Source organism: Helicobacter sp. MIT 14-3879, from assembly GCF_003364125.1.
The window spans coordinates 31,639-52,987 of record NZ_NXLP01000003.1 but is presented as its reverse complement, the minus strand read 5'-3'; the positions used below and the strand labels follow the sequence as shown (position 1 = coordinate 52,987).

The window sequence follows — 21,349 nt, the reverse complement described above, 5'->3', positions numbered from 1 at the left end:
CTCTAAAGCACACACTAAATTTATAATCATAAAAGATATTATAAAAACTCTAAACATTACTTTTCTCTTCTCTATTTTGCTATTAACACATTTTTAAAATATTATAAGCAGTATCGCGAATCGCAGGTATCTCACCTGCATCACGGATAACTTTAATCATCTCATCAGTATTCATTTTATTTCTAGCCCCAGCAGAAGCTACAACATTTTCTTCCATCATAGTGCTTCCTAAATCATTAGCACCAAATGACAATGCAAGCTGACCTACAAATGAACCCTGAGTAACCCAACTACTTTGAATATTTTTAAAATTATCAAGATAGATTCTAGAAGCACTAAGGTATCTTAAATATCTATTTGAAGATGCTTTTTTAATATGTGGGAATTCACTTTGAAGAGGAGTATTATCAGGTTGAAAACTCCACAATATAAAGGCTCTAAAGCCATTTGTCTCATCTTGAAGTTCTCTAATTAATCTAAAATGATTGATTATGTCCTCTTCATTATCTACACTTCCAAACATCATTGTAGCAGTAGTTTTCATATCTAAGTAATGAGCTTGCTTATGTATCTCAATCCATTCTAATGAATCTAACTTTTTTGGGGCAATTATATCTCTAACCCTATCACTTAATACCTCTGCTCCAGCTCCAGGTATCGAGCTAAGTCCTGCTTTTTTTAAACTTTCTAAAGTTTCTTTAATAGAAACTTTAGATACTTTTGAGATATAATCAATTTCTATTGCAGAAAATCCATGTATTGTAATATTTGGATATTTATTGTGTATATGGCTAACTAAGCTCTCATACCAATCTAGCTTTAATGTGGGATGAACACCACCTTGAAATAATATCTGTGTCCCACCAATAGCAATTAACTCATCGATTTTTTTATCAATCTCTTCAAAACTTAAAATATAACTACCCTCTTCATTTATACGCCTCTTAAACGCACAAAATTTACAATCAACCCAGCAAATATTTGTATAGTTTATATTTCTATCAATTATAAAAGTCGTAATCTTATCGCTATGAAGAGTATTTTTAATCTCATAAGCCCTCTTTCCTAGTGCTTTTAGAGGAGTTTCTTTTAGATGCTTTAAAATCTCATTTTCATTAATTCTACTCAAAGTTTTACCTCCATTTAAAATCTAGTTCCCATAGTAAATTCAAATCTTGATACATCATCATAACTTTTTGGCTTAATAGCAATAGGGAAAACAAACACTAGTGGTCCAATAGGCGATACCCACTCTAATGCAAAGCCCCAACTCATTCTTGATAAATCAGAATCATTAAAGTTTCTAACCCCTAGCATTCCAAAGTCAAAAAACATTGCAACACGCATATTTATAGCTTCTATAATACCATAACTTATTTCAACACTATTTGTAAACATATAATTCCCACCAACTCTTAAATTTTTATCATTTCTGGGGCTTATAGAATAAGTCCTAAAGCCTCTAACTGTCCCTATACCACCCATATAGAATGTCTCTGTAAATGGAATATAACCTATATCAAATATAGCTCCAATTTGGGCTTTATATCTTAAAATCAAATCAAAATCAACTAAGTTTTTTAAATGATAATAAAACCCTGCTTTCCCATAGAGTTTAATGTATTTTGCATTTCCTCCAAGCCCTGCAAACTCACTTGTAGCTTGTAAAATAGCACCATTTTTAGGAAAATAATAGTCATCTGTATTATCAAAATAAATTCCCGGAGTTAATGTGCTTTTTAAAATACCATTTCTTGGATAAAGTCCTGAATATAGCACATCTTTATAGTCATATAGCTTTGATTTTGCTAATCCATAAGTTAAATTTATGCTTAATTCATCAGTTAGGTTTCGCCCCACTCCTATATTAAAACCTGTTGAATTCTCAATATAATCATAATTATCAAAATAACTTCTAAATACATTTATTGAACCACTATATTCAGAATCTAGTATTCTAGGATTGCTAAGACCTATGTTATAAAGCTGATTATACTTACTCCAATTAACTTGTAATTGCACACCAACGCCTGTTCCAAAGAGATTTCTCTCTCTAATAGAACCATTTATCATCAATTTATCATAACTACCATAACCAATCCCTGCCATAATCTCGCCTGTCCTACCCTCTACTACCTCAACTAAAAGATTCATAGAAGTCTCATCTATTCTAATTTCACTAATATTTACTTTATCAAAAAAACCACTACGACGAAGTGCATTTTCACTCTTTCTAATATTTGTAATATTATAAATATCTCCAGGAGCAATTATCATCTCACGTCTTATAATTCTATCGCTACTTGTAGTATTTCCTGTAATAATAATATCATTAATATGAACTTTTTTGCCTATATTGATATTATAAGTTATTGCAACCTCTCTGTTTTCTACATTCTTATTTAAATCTGGTGAAACTACAACAAAAGCATAACCTTTATCCATAATATAAGACTTAATAGATTCTACATCTTGCCTTAAAGTTTGGACATTAAAAAATTCTCCAATCTCTATTTTTAAAAGATTTTTTATATCCTCTTCTTTAAATAGATTTTCAATATCATCATTTTTTTTGATAATAATTTGGCTAACCTTGTATCTCTCTCCCTCATTTATCTTATAGAGCAAAGTTGCATCATAGTTTGAAAAATTAGCATTCAAAAGAGGTGTAGAAACATTTGCATCAAGATAACCTTTTTGCATATAAACATCTTGGATTCTTAAATTATCATATTCTAATTCTTTTAATTTTAACTCCCCGCTTGGCCACCAAGGAAGCCAACCTAACCAACTATGCCTTTCTCTATTTGCACTAAAAGCCTCTATATCGCTTTTATCTAAAGTTGAGCCTTCATAATAAGATTTTCTAATAATAATATTTTCACCCTTATTAACATTAAAAGTAAGGCTAATAGAATCTTCTATTTTAGCTGTATCTACTTCAACAACAGAACCATATAAACCCTTTTCTTCTAGTGCATTTATAATCACTTCTTTAGCGTGTTTTTCTTTATAAATATCATAAGTATCGCCTTTTTTGATATTTATTTGTTTTGTAATTTCTTCTGTTTCTTGCTCATTTCCAAAACCTTTTATTTCAATATTGCTAATTCCGGGCTTTTCAACAAAACTAAAAGTTAGCACTCCATTATCAAAACTAGCATAAACATCATTGAAATAATCTTGTTTATAAAATGCAATAATTGCTTGATTAATTTTTTTAGAATCTAGTTTATCACCTACTTTTAATCCAGATACTTCATTTGCTATTAAATTAGACATTCTAATTAAGCCATCATATTTAATAGCTTTTATTTCATCTGAAATACATAACGAAATCAAAAACAATATTGCAATAAAAATTTTCATCAAAATAAGCCTTTTAGCCTTATTAAAAAATTAAAATGATAATTATACTTTAAATATAAAAGAGTTATAATTTTACTTGAAATTTATCAAGTAATTACAAATATTTTTAAAGATATTGTTAAATGCAAGGATATTATTAAAATGAAAATTGGAATAATTGGGCTTGGGCTTATGGGTGGCTCGCTTGGACTAGCACTAAAAGAAAAAAGAATAGCTAGTATGATAGCTGGAAGTGATATAAATGAGTTTCATAGACGACAAGCATTGTATTTAGGGCTTGTAGATGAATGCTTGGATATGGAAGAAATAATACAATGTGATGTAGTTTTTATATGCACACCCGTAAATGCAATAGTTGATATTATAAAAAATATAAAATCTCTAAAAGCAAATCAAACAATAATTGACTTTGGTGGAACAAAAAGAGAAATAATTAAAGCCATACCAAAAAAATTAAGAAAAAATTTCATCTCACTTCACCCTATGTGTGGAACTGAAAACTTTGGTCCAAAGGCAGCTTTTAAAGATTTATACAAAAATCAAATTATGATTTTTGTTGATATTATTAATAGTGGTGAGTATCAAATAGACCTAGCAAAAAATATTTGCATACAACTTGAAATGAATATTATAAAAATGGATTCTAAAAGCCACGATAGACATACTGCATTCATTAGCCATATGCCTCATATTTTAAGTTATGCTCTAGCAAATATGGTACTCAAGCAAGAAAACCCACAAGATATTGTATCAATAGCTGGTGGAGGATTTAAATCAATGAGTAGGATCTCAAAAAGCAGTGGTGTTATGTGGAGTGCTGTTGCAAAACAAAATAAAAGTGAGATTCTGAAGTCAATAGAGTTATTTGAAGATGAATTAAATATAGCAAAAACACTAATACAAAAAGATGATTTTGAAAAACTAAGAGAATGGATGAATAACGCAAATAAACTAAGAGAGATTATATAAGATGATTTTTATAATTGCATTTTTAGGGGCTATTACCCCGGGACCTGATATTATATTAGTTTTAAGAATGGCTTTAAAAGATGGCTTTTTAAATGCGTTTTATACGCTTTGTGGAATTGCTAGTGGGTGGATAATATTTTTAACAATTCTATACTTTGGCTTTGCACATATTATAAAAGGTGATATTGCCCAAATTATACTTGGATTTTGTGGTGGAATCTATCTAATATATTTATCTTATCTATTATTTAGTGTAAAAACAAATGATATAGATTTAGAAGGAAAAAAACTTAAACTAGATAATAAAGGTAAGAAAAATATCTACCTAAAAGGGCTTTTGGTTAATCTATCAAACCCAAAAGCAATAATATTTTTTAGTGCTATTATTGCACCGTATATGGATAGAAGTCCTATAATAAACTTAATATTATTATTTTGTGGATTAAGCTCTGCATTTCTAATGGTAATAATGATTGCCATTTATTTTAGAGGTTTTATCACAAATAAACTATTTAATATAATAGATAAAGTTTGTTCTATTGTATTTTTAGGATTTGGAATTGTATTACTTATAATGGCATTTAAAAAAATAGGAATTATTATATGAATCTCCTAATAACAGGCGGAGGGACTGGAGGGCATCTAAGTATTGCAAGGACTCTAGCTTTTGAGTGCAAAAATAGAGGAATAAATGTATTTTATATTGGCTCTACAAGTGGGCAAGATAAACTTTGGTTTGACAATAATGAAAATTTTACTAAAACATATTTTCTAAACACAACAGGCATTGTTAATAAAAAAGGTGTTAAGAAAATAAATGCTCTAAACTTAATGCTAAAAGCAATACTAGAATCTAAAAAGATTCTAAAACAAAATAATATTAATGCAGTAATTAGTGTGGGTGGATTTAGTGCGGGAGGTGGAGCAATAGCCGCCATAATAAATAAAATACCACTTTTTATACACGAGCAAAATGCAATCTTTGGAAAGCTAAATTCTATATTAAGCCCATTTGCAAAAAATGTCTTTAGCTCTTTTGAAATAAAGTCTAATAAATTTATTAAAACTTCATATCCAATCAATGATGAATTCTTTAAATATGCAAGAAAAAGAGAACAAATAAAGACTATATTGTTTTTAGGTGGTTCTCAAGGGGCTATGGCAATAAATGATTTTGCCATCAATCTTGCTAATGATTTGCTTAAAAGAAATATAAAAATAATTCATCAATGTGGAATAAATGATTTTAATAGAGTAAAGAAAGAGTATCAAAAAATGGGATTAGATTCTAAAATATCTCTATTTTCTTTTGATAATGCTTTAATTAATAGAATGACAGAGGCTGATTTTTGCGTTAGTAGAGCTGGTGCAAGTAGCCTTTGGGAGCTATGTGCAAATAATCTTCCTACTTTCTTTATTCCCTATCCATTTGCTGCAAAAAATCATCAATACTTCAATGCACTATTTTTAAAAAAGCTGAATTTATGTGAAGTTATAGAACAAAAAGATTTAAATAAAGATATATTTTTAAAATATTTAGATTCTATTAATTTAAGAAAAATTAGCAGAGGATTATCTACTATAATCTCAGCTAATGGAGCAAAACAAATTATAGATAAAGTATTGGAGAAAATAAATGATATTTAGGCTTTTAGGTGGGCTTGGTAATCAAATGTTTATATATGCTTTTGCAAAGGCTTTACATAAAGAGGGCTGTGATATAGTAATTGATGGTAGTTTATACAACTATAATACTACTAGAAATATATTATTAGATAACGAAAAATTAAAACTATATAATATAAATGAAAAAATGGGGGGGGGGATTAAGTCAGTTAGAAAATGTGAGATTGAAAACTTTAATATAAGTTTAAAAATTAGCAAAAACCTCCTATTAATTTAAAATCAATCTATAAAATTTTAATATATAAACTTATGAAAGATGAAAGAGATTATTTTATATTTAAAATATCTGAAAGTAATTTAAAATTAAATGATGAAAATATTATTAGTATTGTTAAGCAAATGAATAATAAAAATTATTTTATAGGTTGTTTTCAAAACCTAAATTGTTTTAAAACAATCACCCCCATACTTAAAAATGAATTTAGCTTAAAAACTCCACTATCAAAAAATAATGAAAAATTAAAAAAGAATATTTTAGAGACTAGGAATTCTGTATTTTTGCATATTAGAAGGGGTGATTATCTAACAAACAATAATTATTGTTTTGTAAAACTAGGAGCTGGGTATTATAATGGTGCTCTTAGGATAATCAAAGAGAGGCTAGATAATCCACATATTTTTGTATTTAGTAATGATATAGAGTTTTGCAAAAATAATCTAATTAAAAGCCTAGATTCTAATATCATTAAAAATATGGAATTTAGCTTTATTGAAGGCAATGATGAAGGAAATGCTAGTGAAGAAATGGAATTAATGAAAATGTGTCAAAATGCAATCATAGCCAACTCTACTTTTAGTTGGTGGGCTGCATATTTAATGGATAATAAAAATAAAATTGTAATTACTCCATCTGCATTTTTCTATGATGATACAAACCCAAAAGTAAAACATATACTGCCAAAAGATTGGATTGTAATAGATTATATATGGGGAATGGAAATAAAATTATAAGGTGTAGCTATAAGCCGGATTCTGTTAAAAGCGATTATTTATCTAAATGCTATTTCACAATAACATTTCAGCAAAGAGCTAAAAATATGGAGCTTATAACCTACTCTTCTTGCTACGAATTGGGTTTGCATTGCGATTTTAATTACTTAAAATCCGGTGAGCTCTTACCTCGCCATTTCACCCTTACTAAAATATTTAGTGGTTTATTTTCTGTTGCACTTTCCCTTACCTTACGATAGCCATCTGTTAGATGGAATCCCGCTCCATTGTAGTCCGGACTTTCCTCTTAAAGATATTAAGCAATCGCCCACTACACCATAGAGAAAATTATAATATAAAGTTATTTATTGTTGGTTTAAATATATAAATAATATGCTATTTTTGGTTTTAGGTGATTATATTGGTCATTTAAATTGAACTTAAAATATTTTGTCTATTGAATTATTTATTTTTCTTGCTATACTTAAATTTTTAGTAGTAACAAAATTATAAGGAAAATATTATGGAAGTATTAGAAAACTTTAAAAAAGAAATTAACAATGGATTTACAATTGTTGATTTTTATGCACCTTGGTGTGGCGATTGTGTTAGAATAGAGCCTATATTAAAAGAACTAGGTAAAGAATACAATATTCATAAAATTAATATTGATGAAAATGAGAATCTATCAAATGAGTTTGGGATTCAGAGGATTCCTACATTGATATTTTTCAAAGATGGAAAAGAAGTTGGGAATAGGCTTGTAGAGCCAAAATCAAAAAGCCAAATATTAGAGGAGATTAAAAAAATATAATGAAAAAAATACTAAAAATTATATTATTACTTGCAATAGGGATATTTGTAGTAGGTTGTGCAGGAAGTGGAAATATATCAAATATAGTAGAAAGTAAGCTATATAAGATTAAATATATATCGCAAAATGGAGAAACAATAATAGCTCCATTAAATGAAAATGTAGCAACACTAGGATTTGAAAATGATAGGATATACGGTAATGCTGGTTGTAATAGATATTTTGCTGGTATAAGCTGGAGAGATTCAAATAGCATAGATATTTCTCAAGCAGGTTCTACTAAAATGATGTGTTCTGATGATGAAGCAAATAATTTTGAGTATAAATACTTAAAAAATTTGGATGGAAATTTTATAATTACAAATAATGGTAATGAAATATTGTTATCAAAAGAAAATTTTATCATAGCATTAGACATTAATACACAAGACAAAAATACTATTAATGATATGGATGAAGAAGAAAATATCGAAGAATAAATCTTTAAAATATTTTTATAATCTTAAAGATTATAAAAATATACACTTATAATATTTAATAAATTATATCTTTCTTATTCTTCTTGTTTAAACATTTATCACAAAGCACAAAAATTCTTAGATTATCACTAACAAGCTCACATTGGAGAGATTTGGCAATTTCAACTTGTTTATTTCTAATATCATCATCAATAAATTCCATAATATTCCCACAATCAAGACAAATAATATGATAATGATGTTCTTTAGCGGCTATTTCATATCTTTTACCGCTTTTATCAGCTTCAATAGAAGTAACAAAACCATAAGTTTCTAAAAATTGCAAAATTCTATATACAGAAGAAAGAGATGAATCTTTATTGTCATTTTTAAGCTTTAAGGCTATTTCTTCAGGGCTTAGATGAATCTTGCTATTATAAATTAAAGATAATACATATTCTCTTTGTTTGCTAGTTTTTAATCTCTTTGCCATAACTACTCTCTGCAATCTTGACATAACAGAATCTAGAGATTCTGTTCTTTTAATTTTTATATTATCTGATACCATCGCACATTCCCGCTTTTATAAAATAAATTGTCTAAAATTATACTAGATTCAATGAAATATTGCTAAAATTCGTAAAATTTTTAATAATCTTAACATAAATATAGGAGGATAAAATGTTTGGTTCAAGGTCTAATGATAATCATAACGGGCAAATAGAAGCTCTAAAAAAAGAAATAGAAACTCTAAAAAAAGAGTGTGAAATTTACAAAGCTATATCTGGCTTTTCACAAAGTGAAAATATAATTGCAATACAAAACAATGAAATCATTTTTAAAAATGACAAAACATCCTCACTAAAAAACCTAGAGGCAATTAGAGCTGAACTAAAAGAAGATATTAACAAAATTACTACTGATGATTATGACTTAATAGTAAAATCAAAAAGAGTAAATGATATAACAATTTATTCTTTAATTGAAGTTAATCCAAGATTAAGTAGTGGTGGATTAGACATACTTCAAGCTTATAATGACTGTATTAAAAGTGGGACAATTTCATCTCAAAATACTTTTGTAGAATTAGTAGAAGAATTAAAAAATATTTTTGATAATGCTTCAAATGCAGTTGAGGGTATGTCAAAAGGATTAGATATTGCAGATAATTCTTCACAAAAAATAAATATATTGTATGAAAAAATGCAAAATGCAACTAACCTAGTGAGCTCACTTACACAAAGAAGCAATGAAATTACAAATGTAATTTCATTAATTGATGATATAGCAGAACAAACAAATTTATTAGCACTTAATGCAGCTATTGAGGCAGCAAGAGCTGGGGAACACGGAAGGGGATTTGCAGTTGTTGCTGATGAGGTTAGAAAACTAGCTGAAAAAACTCAAAAAGCCACAAAAGAGATTGCTATTGTTGTAAAATCAATGCAACAAGAGGCAAGCGATATACAAACTAGCACCGAAGAAATTAATGAAGTAACAGAAAATGTAAAAGAAAATGTAGATGTTTTGCATGGAATGGTGAAAGAATTTAGAGATATTGCAACGATTGCAAAATTAAAAATTTCTTGCTCTAATGATAGAGTATTCTGTGGACTTGCTAAAATAGACCACTTATTATACAAACAAGCACTATATTCATTAGTTTTTGGAATGTCAAATGAATTTAAACAAGTTGATGGAACTTCTTGCAGGTTTGGAAAATGGTATTATGAAGGAAATGGTAAAAAAGAATTCTCAAACACCTCTTCTTACAAAAAAATTGAATTACCACACTTAACAATTCACAATGAAGCAAATACCCTTGCATCAAGTCTTTTGGATACAAATAAGACTACGCCAAAACATTTTATAGATGATAAAATTAAGATAGTAGAGGAATCTGGAAATCATATTTTTAGTGCAATTGATGAAATGCTAAATGAAAAACTATCAGCAACAAATTCTCAAATGCAAACAATATTACAAACTATGCAACAAAATAAGTCAAGCTAAATAACCATTGTTTTACAAACAAGAATTAGATTTACTAAATAAAAATAAAACTCTAAGAGTTAGAAGAATATTTTCCAACTCTTATTTAGACTTTGCTTCTAATGATTACTTAGGACTTTCCTATAATAAAACATCTATAAAAAAAGCCTACAAATTAGTGGTAAATAAAAAACTTAACTCTCCTAGAGCCTCTATGCTTATAAATGGATATTCAATTTTGCATAAAAAACTAGAATCTACCCTATCTAAGATTAATAATTTTCAATCCTGTATTTTATTAGGAAGTGGATTCCTAGCAAATATAGCATTATTTGAAACATTGGTTAGAAAAAAAGATATATTATTTATTGATGAGGAATATCACGCAAGTGGAATATTAGCTACAAAGCTTATAAAAAATGTATGCTTTTTCAAACATAATGATTGTAGAGACTTAGAAACTAAAATCAAACAATATTCAAAAGATATAAAATACAATAGAATCTTAATTGCAATAGAAGGTATATATTCTATGAGCGGTGATATAGCAAAAAAAGAATTTACAAAAATTGCTATAAAATATAATGCTATATTAATAGTTGATGAAGCCCATAGTAGTGGGACTTTGGGAGATAATTTACTAGGATATTTTGACTTTTATAATATAGATATAAAACCAAATTTTATTAAAATGGGAACTTTAAGTAAAGCTTATGGTAGCTATGGGGCTTACATATTATCGAGTAAGCATATTAATGATTACCTACAAAGCAGGGCAAAGCCTATTATATATTCTACCGCCTTAAGTGCTTTTGATACTGCGCTAGCATTGGTTAATATCAAATATATTCAAAAGAACAAAAAACACTTTAATAATAAATTAAAAATTATAAAAAAAATCATTTTAAAAAATATACAAATTAAATTAGACTCTCAAATATTTTCTATAAAATTTCATAATCAAGAAGAAATGATAAAAAAAGCTAATTTTTTAAAAAAGCATAATTTTTTAGTTGGTGCCATAAGAAAACCAACGGTTAATATGCCTACTTTAAGAGTTATTTTATCACTTAAACATAACAAAAAGGATATTTACAATCTATGCAATTTATTAAAAAAATAAACAAGAAGATATTTCTAACAGCTTTTATACTAATCATTATTTTTGTTGTAGGAATAATTAGTATAGCCGTTTATGACACACAAAGTAAAGTAATTCAAGTAGTAAATTATAAACCAAATATTGCATTAAAAATACTAGACAGAAAAGATAGGCTTATTGCAAATGTATTTGAAAATGAATTTAGATATTATGCTAATTTTGATGAGATTCCACCAAAGGTGATAGAAACACTACTTGCAGTTGAAGATACAATGTTTTTTGAACACAGTGGCATAAACCTTGATGCAATTATGAGGGCAATGCTTAAGAATATTAAAAGTGGTGGGTTAAATGAAGGGGGCAGCACTATTACCCAACAGCTAGTAAAAAATATTTCACTAACTAAAGATAGAACAATAGATAGAAAGCTAAAAGAAGCAGTAATTACTTTACAGGTTGAAAAGCTATTAAATAAAGAAGAAATACTAGAAAAATACTTAAATTACATATTTCTTGGTAATGGATTCTATGGCATCAAAACAGCTGCTTATGGATATTTTGATAAAGAGCTTTCAAATCTAACTTTAAAAGAAATTGCTATGCTTATGGCTCTGCCAAAAGCACCATCATATTACAACCCTATTACAAATTTTCAAGCCTCTATCGCTCGAGCTAATACTATTATAGAAAGATTGTATTCTCTCGGCTGGATTGATAAAAATGAGTATGAGACTGCATTAAAAGAAACTCCAAAGGTGTATAATAAGACATTAACACAGAATCTTGCTCCATATATTGTTGATGAAGTATTAAAGCAACTTACAAATATTAAAGACTTAAAGACTGGAGGGTATATAGTAAAACTAAATATTGATTTAGACTATCAGCAAGTGGCACAAAATGCTCTAAACAATGGCTACAATAATATAATAAAAAGGCTAGATTCTAGAAACAAAAAAGAAAATAAAGAAACTAATATTGAAAGTTTAAATGGTGCTATTGTTGTTACTCAAAGCAAAACAGGAAATATCTTAGCTCTAGTTGGAGGAATAGACTATACAAAAAGTAACTTTAATCGTGCCACTCAGGCAAAAAGGCAATTCGGTAGCACTGTTAAGCCATTTATATACCAAATAGCATTTGATATGGGTTATTCGCAAGCTACATTAATATCTGATGTTGCCAGGAGCTTTGGGCAAAAAGAAGTAGATTTAACAAAATCACAAGCATTGCAACAAAACGATGAAGATGTTCAAAGAGAAGAGGAAGAGGAAGTATGGCGTCCAAAAAACTATACAAGAAGCTTTAATGGACTAGTTCCTCTGAAAAAGGCACTAAGACTATCTCTTAACCTTGCAACAGTAAATTTAGTGGATATGATTGGCTTTAGAAAAGTTTATAATGAAATGAATAATTATGGATTCAATAATATTCCACAAGATATGTCTATTGCATTAGGGAGTTTTGTGCTATCGCCACTAGAGGCAGCAAAATATTACTCTATATTTGCAAATTATGGTAGTATGGTTGAACCAAAAATTATTAGAAGTATTATTAATCCAAATAATGAAGAAATATTTAAACAGGATGAATCTAACTCTACACTTATCACAGAGCCATCACAAGCATATCTAACTATTGATATTTTAAAAGAAGTAGTAAATACAGGAACAGGATATAGGGCTAAAACTCCAGGTATTGAAATAGCAGGCAAAACAGGAACTTCTAATCAAAATATTGATTCGTGGTTTAGTGGATTCTCTCCTACATTACAAGTAGTTGTTTGGTATGGGAGGGATGATAACACACCTATTGGTAGCAATGAAACAGGAGGAGTTATTTCAGCACCTGTTGTAAATGATTTCTTTAAAAATATTTTAAAAATTGAGCCGGGCTTAAAAAGAAACTTTGATATTCCAGAAAATACCTATAAAAGAACTATAAATGGAATAGAATATTACTATACAGATAAATCAAAGCTGCCAAATACAAATACAAACTTTGATAATGAATTTATATTCTAAGTTAAAATTTTATTCTTTATATTTCAGGATTTTATTGTATAACATTATCTAAAAATACTAAAATTATTTAACTATTTTTTCTATTAATTAATATAGTTATTTGATATTAATCACATATTTTATGATTGTTACTTTTTGTTAAAATAACTACTATGTGATATAGTTTTATTATCATTAATATTAGATAAAAATATATACTTTTAAGGAATTTAGTATGGGCTTTGAAATACTTGGATATAAGTTTTTTAATCTAACTCAAAAAGTTACTTATGCTGATGCATTTTTAACAATTGGTGTAGTTTGTTTAGTATCACTTGGATTATTTTTAGTAGCAAAGTATAAAGCACCAAAATAAATCAAATAACTCTTAAAAGGAACAATAATGGATATAACGCCTCTAACTCCAGCTATTGGAACGCATTCACCAAAAAGGGCGTTTATAATAATATTATTAAATGTTATTGTAGTAACTGCCCTTTATCTATTATTGCCAAATATTACAAATATCAGTCAAAAAGCTACTTCTGGAATTTGTTTATTAATATTTGTTGGAATATTATGGCTAACTGAAGCAATACATGTAACTATAACAGCCCTATTAATACCACTACTTGCAGTAGCTTTGAATTTACTTAATGCAAATACCGCATTAAAAGCTTTTGCAGACCCTATTATATTTTTATTTTTTGGTGGATTTGCACTTGCTACTGCTTTGCACATTCAAGGACTTGATAGGTATATTGCAAACAAGATGATAGCTATTGCAAAAGGAAAAATGTGGCTTGCAATTATTATGCTATTTTTAACTACTGCATTTCTATCTATGTGGATTAGTAACACTGCAACAGCTGCAATTATGTTACCATTAGGACTTGGTATCTTATCTAATTTAGATCAAGAAAAAGATAGAAAAACATTTGTATTCGTTCTACTTGGAATTGCATATAGTGCTAGTATAGGTGGTTTTGGAACATTAGTTGGAAGTCCACCAAATGCCATAGCTGCACAAGCTATTGGAATGAATTTTTTTGATTGGATGAAAATTGGAATTCCTTTTATGATAGTAACTCTTCCTAGCTGTATTTTTCTAATGTATCTAGTTATTCGTCCAAAACTAAATAAGACTTTTAATTTACAAGTAGAGCATCAAACTTGGAATATTCAAAAAATCATTACCATAATAATTTTTATTCTAACAGCATTAGCTTGGATTTTTAGCACCAAAATTAGCTCATATTTTGGCAAAATAGATGATTTAGACGCTCTTATTGCAATTGCAGCAGCAGTGGCAATTGGATTTAGCGGGGTGGCATCGTGGAATCAAATACAAAAAAATACTGAATGGGGTGTTTTATGGCTATTTGGTGGAGGTTTAGCACTAAGTAAAATTTTAAAAGATTCTGGTGCTAGTGATGTTATGGCTAGAGGAATGAGTAGTATTTTTGGAAATGAGTTTGACAGCTGGATAATTATAATAATTGCTGTGGCTACATTCATAATATTTCTAACAGAATTTACTTCAAATACTGCAAGTGCTGCATTATTGGTTCCACTATTTGCAACAGTTGGAGAATCCATTGGTATGCCCATAGCCTTACTTACACTAGTAATTGGCTTTGGTGCTAGCTGTGCATTTATGCTACCTGTTGCAACACCTCCAAATGCAATAGTATTTGGAACGGGTCATATAAAACAATCTGAAATGGTTAAAGTTGGAATCTGTCTAAATATACTTTGTATAGCTCTTGTTAGTGCATTTGCGTGGTTTGTATGGAGATTTATATAATTATTTAATTTCCTCAATCTCTAAAGTTAAGAAGTTAAACTTAAGGCTTTCTAACTTTTGTTGTAGTTCAGAGTTTTCATCCCTTAAAGCTTCTCTTTGGGATTTAAGATAATTAATATTTTTACTTGCATAATAAATATTATTTGCAAGATAAATTTGAGGCATAAATATAATAATAATAAAAAAAAACACTCCATAAGCAATAAATATCATACTAATATCACTATGATTTTTTTCTTGAGATATTATTAATAACTCTTTTTCTTGTGATGTTACATAATGTGATTGATTAAAATTGTTATCTATTGGAGTAAAGTTTATATTATTAGATTCATTATCCTCATTTAATATAATCCCAAAATCATTAATTGAGTAACCATCTTTTATCTCTTCTTCTTTATTCATTAAATATAAAGCCCCTCATTTTTGCACTTCTTGAGCGTCTATTTTGTGAGATCTCTAAATCTGTTGGAATAATAGGCTTTTTTGTAAGAATCTTACCTTTTGCATTACCACCACCACACTCACATTTCATTACATTTGAACTACAAATGCAATCTCTAGCCCAATTTCTAAAAGTATTCTTTATAATTTTATCCTCAAGTGAATGAAATGAAATTATAGCAACTTTTGTGCCTCTTAGTTTCTCTATATTATTTAAAAATTTTTTTAATTCATTTAATTCATCATTAACTTCTATTCTAATAGCCTGAAATACCAAAGTAGCAGGATTAATTAAACCTCTATGTTTAATCTTAGATTCTAATATTTGGCATAATTCTTTTGCACTTTCTATTTTTTTATTTTTACGATAATCAAGTATAAGCTTTGTTATTGCTTCATAGTTACTAATCTCTCCAAAATCTCTAAATATCCTATTTAATTCATTTTTTGGATAAGAATTAATTACTATTTTTGCATTAAGAGTAGAATCTAAACTCATTCTCATATCTAAGTTATCGCTCTCAAAGCTAAATCCTCTATCTAAGTTGTCTAATTGTGGTGAAGATACACCTATATCGGCTAGAATTCCATTAACTTTAGAAGTGGAAGCTAATATATTTTTAATCTCAGCTGAAAAGCTTCCATTTAGTGCAATAAATCTATCACTAAAGCAAGATAGTCTTTTTTTTGCAAAATCAAGAGAAATTCTATCTCTATCAATTCCAATGCATTTTACATTAGGATTATCTCTCAAAATAAAATAAGAATGGCCACCAAGCCCCAATGTAGCATCTATAAATACACCACTTATTCCACTAAAAAATTCTCTAACCTCATTTAGCAAAACTGGCTGATGTATCATTTCTTAAATAATTTATTTAATCCATTGCTAATTACATTGTTTATCTTATCATTAATTTTACCTTTTTGCTCGTCTAGCTTTTCTTCTAATTTTTGTTTTTGCTCTTGCACTTTATCATTACTTATTATATTTTTTATCAAATCATTTGCCAATTTCTTAGTATCAAGACTAACTTTAGGATCACTTACTTTTCCACTAATAGATGCACCTAGTGAATTATTTTTAATTTTTAATGTTAAATATGCATTAATATTATCTCTATCTAAGTCTATTTTTGCATTCTTTGAAGTCAAAGAAGTATTATTGCTAGTCATATTTAAATTACCATTTATTATTTTCTTATCAATATCTCCTGTTATTTTAATGCTATCATAAACCTCTTTTGTTGCATCAAACCTAATTGTTGAGTTAAGTAAGTCCATTAGCTTATTTTTAGTAAAAGACCCATTAGATGCAAGTAATTCTAAATTTCCTTTTTGAGTTAAAATATCATACTTAACATTTCCATTAATATCTGTATTAAAAAATTGTGGATATTGAAGCATATCTAATACACCTAATGAACTAATATTTGTTAGATTCATATCTATTATATTTCTATTTAACTTAGCATCAAAACTTCCACTAAAAATATCACTCTTCATATCTGCATAAAGAAGTCCTAATTTATTATATTTAACCTTGCCTTTAGCTTCTAAACTACCCTTTAATTCCTTTGAAGTAACAAAAGCTAACTTCTTTAGATCTTTAATGTTAATATCATATGGTGCTTCTAAGTGTAAGCTATCAAGATTTAAAATTGCTTTAGAAATATTAATATTTATTATATCGCTTAGTATAGAAGAATCTATACTACCTATACCTTTATTAAATACAATATCTGCATTATGAGAAAATGGAATATTATTAAGAATATCTAAGTCAAAATTTTGCTTAATTGCATTTTCTTGGATACTACCCTTAATGTTATGATTATAACTTCCACTTATAAAGCTTGAAATTTCTTTTAAGTTTATTTTAGCATTAAGTAATGCTTTAGCATATATTGGCTGGGTAATGGTATATAATATATCCTCAATTTTTAGGTTTTTGATTGTAACTAAAGCATCTTTTGGCTTAACATATCCTTCCAATGATATTGAATAAGATGTATCACTAGAGGCAAAATCTGTAACCCCATCTATATTTAACCAAGTTGAGTTTCCAACAATCTTGCCATTTGTCCTAAAATTTCCTCTTAATGGTATTCCTGCAAATGGAGTTAGAGGAGATAAATCTTTTATATCAATTCTATAAGCAGAATTTGTCTTTAATCCATTAATTATAGTGCTTCCATTAGAACTAATATTCCCTACATTAGATAAGAAGCTTAACTTATGATTTGCCTCTTTACCATTAAATGCAATATTAAGATTTGTTATAAAATTTGTATTTGGAATATCTATCTTAAAGTCTTTTTTAACCAAACTCTTAGAAACATTACCATTTACAACTTCTGCATCTGCACTTCCTGTAAAGTTCATATTACTATCACCATCAATATCTGCTTTAATATTTAAAACACCTGTTGCATAAGGCTTTTGTCCTATTATATTCAAAAGAGATTCTATCTTTACATTACTGATATTTGCAAATATTTTTTTTGGAGAAAAGCTTGTAATTTGTGTATCAATTTTAAATACACCATCTGCTATATTGCTACTTGTATTTATAACAAAATCGTTAATCTTACCTCTAATAATATTTTCTATTAAAAAATTATCACTAAGATTTATACCCTCTAATTGCTTAATGTTTGATGGATTTTTTAAATTAATATTTAATATTCCATCAATATTTTGACTAAAAAGTGAAAATGTTCCACTTGAGGAAACATTAATACTATTTAGTGCGTTAAGCTCTACTTCAAAGCTGCCAAATCTAAGGCTAAAGACATCAAGGGTTGCTGGTATAGGAGAATATTTATCAATTTGTGCTTGAATATACGGCTTTAAAATACTATTGCCAAATGAAGTAAATAGCAATATAAACAGCAATAACAAAATTACCACTATAATAGCAAACAACCACATAAAAAATTTTTTCATACTAACCCTTTTTATTAGATTTTTAAAGATTCCATATTTCGTTTAAAAAATGAACAAACAATAAGTAATATCACAAAAGCTATACCAAAATACAAGAATTTTGGTATAGGTAAAGGATCTCCAGCAGCATAAGAATGAAGCCCTGATAAATAATAATTAACTCCAAAATAAGTCATTAAAATACTAAAAAAGCCCACAACACTAGCAACTGCAAATATATATTGCATATTTTTCTTAAAGATGAATCTTAAGTGTAAAATAATAGCATAAACTCCAATAGAGGCTAATGCCCAAGTTTCTTTTGGGTCCCAACCCCAATACCTACCCCAAGATTCATTTGCCCAAATTGCGCCTAAGAAATTCCCAACAGTAAGTAATAGCAAACCAAATATCATAGACATTTCATTAATTACTGTAACTGAATTAATAGTAAAATCTATTTTATTATCTTTTAGGGATGTTAAAAATATTTTTATAGCCATTAAAAGCAATGTGATTATTCCAAGAAAAAAACAAAGCCCCAAAAAGCCGTAACTTGCAGTAATAACAGACACATGTATATTTAGCCAATATGATTTTAATACAGGCATTAAATTGGTTATTTGAGGATTCATAAAACCCAAATTTGCCACAAATAGAGATATGCCAGCAAGAAATGTGGATGATGATAATGCCAAGTAAGATTTTCTAAAAAACACTACCCCAACAATGCCCAAAGTAAATGCAATATAAAGCATAGATTCATAAGCATTACTCCAAGGTGCATGCCCTGATATATACCATCTCAAAATCAATGCTAACAGGTGAATAGCAACAATAACTAACGAAATATAATATAAGCCTTTTAATAACTTTTTTATTAATGGCTTAGCATTAAAAATATAAGCAAATATAAGCATAAACATCAAACTTCCAACTACTATATATGGGAAAATAAGCTGTTTAAAGAAACTTGCGTTATTAAAAAAAATCTCTATTTTTAACCTAGTATTACCAAGATAGATTGACTTATCACTAAATTCTTTCTGATAAGAACTAATTTTAGCTAAAGCTTCATTTGCTGCTCTCCATTCATTGTTTTTCAATGCAAAATCAACACTATCATAATAATTTGAAAGTATAGAATCAATCTTTTTTGACAACTCTTCACCTCCAAAAGTTATCATCTCAACAGGAGAAATCCACATTTGACCATTACTAGGGATAGGAAGTAGTTTTAATAGCTGTGAAGTATAGATGCCATAAGCAATATTTACTCTCTCATCTACTTCAATAATATCATCATCAAATTTACTCCTATTTGATGGTTTTTTTCTATTTGCTTCTTCAATATAATTTTTAAGCTTATATTCTCCAATATTATCCCTATCTTTTCCTTGAATAAAAAAATCCATAAATGAGGCATATTTCTCATTTTTAGGAATACCTATTAACTCCCTTAACTTGGGAGTAGAAATTCTTATCATTTTAACATGCTTCCAATCATTTGGATAAAGTAACATTCCTAATACAATTTGATTATTTGTAAAACCTAAGAAATTATTGCTTTTTGTCATTTTATGCACTAAATCTGAAGTTAAAGTATCCATAGGTTGAACTCTACCATAACTACTAGCCTCACTACTTTGAACTTGCAATGCTCCAAATAATTTTGAATGCTCTTTTGAAGTATCTTTAAATGTTTTTAAAAACTCCTTTATCTTTGTTTGTGAAGAATTATCTAATATAGAATTATTTTCAGAATCATTTGCCATTAAATTTGTATTACACAAGCTAAGAAAACATATAAGGATAAAACTATAAATGTTTTGAGATTTTAAATATTTGCTTAATTTTTTAAACCTACCATTTTTAGTAAATAAAACTCCAATTGAGCCAATGATAAGTAAAAAATAGCCTATATAAGTAGGAATTTTGCCAGGGTCATTATTGACACTTAAGATTGTTCCTTTTTCATCTTTATCATAAAAAGATTGAAAAAATCTATATCCCTTATAATCAAGTGTATTATTCATAAAGATTTCATAAGGCATTTGTGTATCACCATCTTGTAAAGTAACTTTAGATTTATAAGATGATGGAGACATGGAACCCGGATATCTATCTAATATAAAATCATCAAGCCTAAGTGAGAATCCTAAATCTATATCTCTACTACCCCAATTAATTATCATATTTGTCCCATCATCAAAACTAATAACCTCATCTTTTCCAATATCTTTTCCACCCACAATATTCAAAGGATATTCTTTATCTTTATAAAAAACTGAGGCATTTAACAATGAGGTAGAATCTGATTTATCATTATTTATTTTAACAATAGAGTTTGATTTAATATAAAAACTATTATCTCCAAATACAATTTTTTCATCTAAGGCTTTATTTGAGGCATAATTAATATCTGTTGGAATATGAATATTATATTTATTATCTTTTGTGGAAATTATAATATTTAGATAATTATCACTACTTGTGTAGGTAGAAACACTCTCTCCTTCCCTAATGTGCATAAGCCCCTCATTACCAAAAAATCTAGTAATACCCGCACCAATAATTATCACAATAAAAGATAAGTGCAAAATAAATGAGGCATATTTTTTTTGTTGCAATAATTTATATCTTATAATCACACCAACTAAACATACTAGAATCCAAACATGTAATATATTAAAAAACCAAGTGTTATAAATTAAAGACCTTGCTGTATTAGAGCCATAATCATTTTCTATAAAAGTTGCAACTCCAATTAAAATAGCATAAATCCCCATAAGAGGAATTGCTATATACAATGATGCAAATAAAATTTTCAATAACTTCATAATTTGC

The 21,349-nt window shown here is 28.0% G+C and carries 19 protein-coding genes, 1 other RNA gene and 1 pseudogene; 13 read left to right on the top strand and 8 right to left on the bottom strand.

From position 1 onward, the window contains the following. Positions 1–82 precede the first annotated feature (82 nt). A complete protein-coding gene (locus CQA44_RS02945) occupies positions 83–1,129 on the bottom strand; it encodes a dehypoxanthine futalosine cyclase (RefSeq protein ID WP_115545795.1) in 1,047 nt (348 codons plus the stop codon). Between the two features lie 14 nt (positions 1,130–1,143). After that, a complete protein-coding gene (bamA, locus tag CQA44_RS02940) occupies positions 1,144–3,369 on the bottom strand; it encodes an outer membrane protein assembly factor BamA (protein ID WP_258864881.1) in 2,226 nt (741 codons plus the stop codon). A gap of 141 nt (positions 3,370–3,510) precedes the next feature. On the opposite strand from bamA, the gene CQA44_RS02935 reads away from it, so the two are divergent. The 5 genes from CQA44_RS02935 to CQA44_RS02915 are packed head-to-tail and all read left to right on the top strand — an operon-like array spanning position 3,511 to position 6,975. Further along, positions 3,511–4,338 (top strand): prephenate dehydrogenase, encoded by an 828-nt coding sequence (locus CQA44_RS02935; protein WP_115545793.1) that lies wholly within the window; start codon positions 3,511–3,513, stop codon positions 4,336–4,338. Between the two features lies 1 nt (position 4,339). Then, a complete protein-coding gene (locus CQA44_RS02930) occupies positions 4,340–4,945 on the top strand; it encodes a LysE family translocator (RefSeq protein ID WP_115545792.1) in 606 nt (201 codons plus the stop codon). After that, on the top strand, positions 4,942–5,985 hold the full coding sequence (gene murG, locus CQA44_RS02925) for an undecaprenyldiphospho-muramoylpentapeptide beta-N-acetylglucosaminyltransferase (protein ID WP_115545791.1): 1,044 nt from the start codon (positions 4,942–4,944) through the stop codon (positions 5,983–5,985). The genes CQA44_RS02930 and murG overlap by 4 nt, the downstream gene beginning before the upstream one ends. Next, on the top strand, positions 5,975–6,241 hold the full coding sequence (locus CQA44_RS02920; protein WP_115545790.1) for a hypothetical protein: 267 nt from the start codon (positions 5,975–5,977) through the stop codon (positions 6,239–6,241). Before murG ends, CQA44_RS02920 begins: the two co-directional genes overlap by 11 nt. Further along, entirely contained in the window at positions 6,232–6,975 is a 744-nt protein-coding gene (locus CQA44_RS02915) for an alpha-1,2-fucosyltransferase (protein WP_309544879.1), read from the top strand. The genes CQA44_RS02920 and CQA44_RS02915 overlap by 10 nt, the downstream gene beginning before the upstream one ends. Here the strand turns inward: CQA44_RS02915 and rnpB are convergent. Next, positions 6,970–7,294, bottom strand: an RNA gene (gene rnpB / locus CQA44_RS02910) — RNase P RNA component class A. The two genes, CQA44_RS02915 and rnpB, sit on opposite strands and share 6 nt — an antisense overlap. Positions 7,295–7,477: 183 nt before the next feature. On the opposite strand from rnpB, the gene CQA44_RS02905 reads away from it, so the two are divergent. Together CQA44_RS02905 and CQA44_RS02900 are read left to right on the top strand one after the other, a co-directional pair. Continuing rightward, positions 7,478–7,768 (top strand): co-chaperone YbbN, encoded by a 291-nt coding sequence (locus CQA44_RS02905; RefSeq protein ID WP_115545788.1) that lies wholly within the window; start codon positions 7,478–7,480, stop codon positions 7,766–7,768. After that, entirely contained in the window at positions 7,768–8,247 is a 480-nt protein-coding gene (locus tag CQA44_RS02900; protein ID WP_115545787.1) for an META domain-containing protein, read from the top strand. Before CQA44_RS02905 ends, CQA44_RS02900 begins: the two co-directional genes overlap by 1 nt. Positions 8,248–8,302: 55 nt before the next feature. Here CQA44_RS02900 and CQA44_RS02895 read toward each other — a convergent pair whose 3' ends face one another. Beyond that, complete coding sequence (locus CQA44_RS02895; RefSeq protein WP_115545786.1) at positions 8,303–8,794, bottom strand: Fur family transcriptional regulator; 492 nt, start codon at positions 8,792–8,794, stop codon at positions 8,303–8,305. Positions 8,795–8,907: 113 nt separating this feature from the next. Between CQA44_RS02895 and CQA44_RS13480 the strand changes: the two are divergent. The 6 genes and pseudogenes from CQA44_RS13480 to CQA44_RS02875 form a co-directional block, all read left to right on the top strand. Continuing rightward, a pseudogene (locus CQA44_RS13480) lies at positions 8,908–9,738 on the top strand (methyl-accepting chemotaxis protein); the annotation flags it as partial. A 24-nt stretch (positions 9,739–9,762) separates the two neighbouring features. Next, positions 9,763–10,239 (top strand): CZB domain-containing protein, encoded by a 477-nt coding sequence (locus CQA44_RS13475; protein WP_258864891.1) that lies wholly within the window; start codon positions 9,763–9,765, stop codon positions 10,237–10,239. 7 nt (positions 10,240–10,246) lie between these two features. After that, on the top strand, positions 10,247–11,341 hold the full coding sequence (locus tag CQA44_RS02885; protein WP_115545784.1) for a pyridoxal phosphate-dependent aminotransferase family protein: 1,095 nt from the start codon (positions 10,247–10,249) through the stop codon (positions 11,339–11,341). Continuing rightward, a complete protein-coding gene (locus tag CQA44_RS02880; protein ID WP_408941377.1) occupies positions 11,338–13,344 on the top strand; it encodes a transglycosylase domain-containing protein in 2,007 nt (668 codons plus the stop codon). The genes CQA44_RS02885 and CQA44_RS02880 overlap by 4 nt, the downstream gene beginning before the upstream one ends. Before the next feature lie 214 nt (positions 13,345–13,558). Continuing rightward, positions 13,559–13,699: a hypothetical protein gene (locus tag CQA44_RS12470; protein ID WP_181881755.1), complete on the top strand. Its 141-nt coding sequence runs from the start codon at positions 13,559–13,561 to the stop codon at positions 13,697–13,699. Between the two features lie 27 nt (positions 13,700–13,726). Continuing rightward, complete coding sequence (locus CQA44_RS02875) at positions 13,727–15,130, top strand: DASS family sodium-coupled anion symporter (protein ID WP_115545782.1); 1,404 nt, start codon at positions 13,727–13,729, stop codon at positions 15,128–15,130. Here the strand turns inward: CQA44_RS02875 and CQA44_RS02870 are convergent, their stop codons facing one another. The 4 genes from CQA44_RS02870 to ccsA are packed head-to-tail and all read right to left on the bottom strand — an operon-like array spanning position 15,131 to position 21,342. Continuing rightward, entirely contained in the window at positions 15,131–15,535 is a 405-nt protein-coding gene (locus CQA44_RS02870; RefSeq protein ID WP_115545781.1) for a hypothetical protein, read from the bottom strand. Next, positions 15,528–16,436, bottom strand: a complete 909-nt coding sequence (gene rsmH / locus CQA44_RS02865; RefSeq protein ID WP_115545780.1) for a 16S rRNA (cytosine(1402)-N(4))-methyltransferase RsmH — start codon at positions 16,434–16,436, stop codon at positions 15,528–15,530. Before rsmH ends, CQA44_RS02870 begins: the two co-directional genes overlap by 8 nt. Continuing rightward, the gene (locus CQA44_RS02860; protein ID WP_115545779.1) at positions 16,433–18,523 is read right to left on the bottom strand and encodes a hypothetical protein; all 2,091 of its coding nucleotides are present in this window, start codon (positions 18,521–18,523) and stop codon (positions 16,433–16,435) included. Before CQA44_RS02860 ends, rsmH begins: the two co-directional genes overlap by 4 nt. Before the next feature lie 14 nt (positions 18,524–18,537). Further along, on the bottom strand, positions 18,538–21,342 hold the full coding sequence (gene ccsA, locus CQA44_RS02855; protein WP_115545778.1) for a cytochrome c biogenesis protein: 2,805 nt from the start codon (positions 21,340–21,342) through the stop codon (positions 18,538–18,540). Positions 21,343–21,349: the final 7 nt, after the last annotated feature.

Bases quoted from the DNA above. Each gene is read 5' to 3' on its own strand.
- bamA (WP_258864881.1), bottom strand. From the start codon at position 3,369: ATGAAAATTTTTATTGCAATATTGTTTTTGATTTCGTTATGTATTTCA.
- CQA44_RS02935 (WP_115545793.1), top strand. From the start codon at position 3,511: ATGAAAATTGGAATAATTGGGCTTGGGCTTATGGGTGGCTCGCTTGGA.
- CQA44_RS02930 (WP_115545792.1), top strand. From the start codon at position 4,340: ATGATTTTTATAATTGCATTTTTAGGGGCTATTACCCCGGGACCTGAT.
- murG (WP_115545791.1), top strand. From the start codon at position 4,942: ATGAATCTCCTAATAACAGGCGGAGGGACTGGAGGGCATCTAAGTATT.
- CQA44_RS02920 (WP_115545790.1), top strand. From the start codon at position 5,975: ATGATATTTAGGCTTTTAGGTGGGCTTGGTAATCAAATGTTTATATAT.
- CQA44_RS02905 (WP_115545788.1), top strand. From the start codon at position 7,478: ATGGAAGTATTAGAAAACTTTAAAAAAGAAATTAACAATGGATTTACA.
- CQA44_RS02900 (WP_115545787.1), top strand. From the start codon at position 7,768: ATGAAAAAAATACTAAAAATTATATTATTACTTGCAATAGGGATATTT.
- CQA44_RS02895 (WP_115545786.1), bottom strand. From the start codon at position 8,794: ATGGTATCAGATAATATAAAAATTAAAAGAACAGAATCTCTAGATTCT.
- CQA44_RS13475 (WP_258864891.1), top strand. From the start codon at position 9,763: ATGGTGAAAGAATTTAGAGATATTGCAACGATTGCAAAATTAAAAATT.
- CQA44_RS12470 (WP_181881755.1), top strand. From the start codon at position 13,559: ATGGGCTTTGAAATACTTGGATATAAGTTTTTTAATCTAACTCAAAAA.
- CQA44_RS02875 (WP_115545782.1), top strand. From the start codon at position 13,727: ATGGATATAACGCCTCTAACTCCAGCTATTGGAACGCATTCACCAAAA.
- CQA44_RS02870 (WP_115545781.1), bottom strand. From the start codon at position 15,535: ATGAATAAAGAAGAAGAGATAAAAGATGGTTACTCAATTAATGATTTT.
- rsmH (WP_115545780.1), bottom strand. From the start codon at position 16,436: ATGATACATCAGCCAGTTTTGCTAAATGAGGTTAGAGAATTTTTTAGT.
- CQA44_RS02860 (WP_115545779.1), bottom strand. From the start codon at position 18,523: ATGAAAAAATTTTTTATGTGGTTGTTTGCTATTATAGTGGTAATTTTG.
- ccsA (WP_115545778.1), bottom strand. From the start codon at position 21,342: ATGAAGTTATTGAAAATTTTATTTGCATCATTGTATATAGCAATTCCT.